This window comes from Bacilliculturomica massiliensis, assembly GCF_900605495.1.
GTDB lineage: Bacteria > Bacillota > Clostridia > Peptostreptococcales > Anaerovoracaceae > Bacilliculturomica > Bacilliculturomica massiliensis.
On record NZ_LR027594.1, the window covers coordinates 1 to 1,027 of the forward strand.

Here is a 1,027-nt window from a genome sequence, read left to right on the forward strand (position 1 = left end):
GTCCTTGCCGTTCCGGCGGCCGGCCCTCGGGCTGAGCGCCGGAAACTTTGCCGGGCAGACGCCGGCAGGCCCGCAGCCCGCCGTACCTTCTGGGATCTCCCGCGCCGCACAGATCGGTGTGCGTCCCGCCTTGCGCGGGCTCCGCATGTCTGCCTTGCGGCAAATGATCCCTTTCCTCTGAAAGGTTCCCTCTACCATGAGCCGGACCCGCCTTTCAACGGCGGGCAGTCCGGTGCGGGATTCGAACCCGCGGATAGCAGGGACGCGTCTCGTCATGCCCTTCGGAAACGCCCGGGGCAACGCGGAACGCCGATGTTCTCCCCTGCCGGACCGGCGCCTTCATCAGGCCCCGCAGTCCGGCCGGACCCGCCCTGCAAGATCATCATACAAAAAAAGAACTGGACGATCATGGAAAAAAAGCTGCGAACGCATTTTGAGATCAAAAAAGATCCCCGCCCGGGCGATACACGCCCAAGCGAGGGTTTCAAACGGGGGTACTCAAAATGATCCGGGGCATCACCTACCCCTTCCGGGCAGCGTCCAGTTCGATCTGTTTCTTCAGCCGTTCTTTTACCAGACTGACGAATGATCCCGGCTCCGTCACCTTCAGAAACGGGCCAAAGGAAAGTACACGGATCAGTATCTCTGTCTCGTCCTCTGCCCGGTACAGGATCTCGATGCGGTAACACCTGTGGGCCGCCTGTTCCGTCCTTTTTTCCAGATCGGCGAAATGAAGCATGCAGCGCTCCAGCGCGTTCCGTTCATCCGTCAGCTCCAGCACGACCTTCTTCTTACGGCGGGCGAACCCCGCCCCTGGCCTGCGCCGGCCGAACGTGCCGGCCGCGCTTCCCTGCTCTCACACACGTCTGCCCCCGGCCCTCTCCCCTCCCACCGCGTCTCCCTCACTTCCCCCCCACCTCTCCTCGTCTCGCCCTTGTCCACCTATTGGCATACATAAAACAGAAACAGCGCCGGGTAGCGACTCCTCGACGGTCAGCCCGGCCCCCGGACCATCACGGCACGAGCC

1 protein-coding gene is annotated in these 1,027 nt (G+C 63.0%); it reads right to left on the minus strand.

Annotation, left to right across the window (positions count from 1 at the left end):
- Nucleotides 1–520: 520 nt before the first annotated feature.
- Entirely contained in the window at nucleotides 521–781 is a 261-nt protein-coding gene (locus E0E37_RS01205) for a WYL domain-containing protein (RefSeq protein WP_130861157.1), read from the minus strand.
- Nucleotides 782–1,027 lie beyond the last annotated feature (246 nt).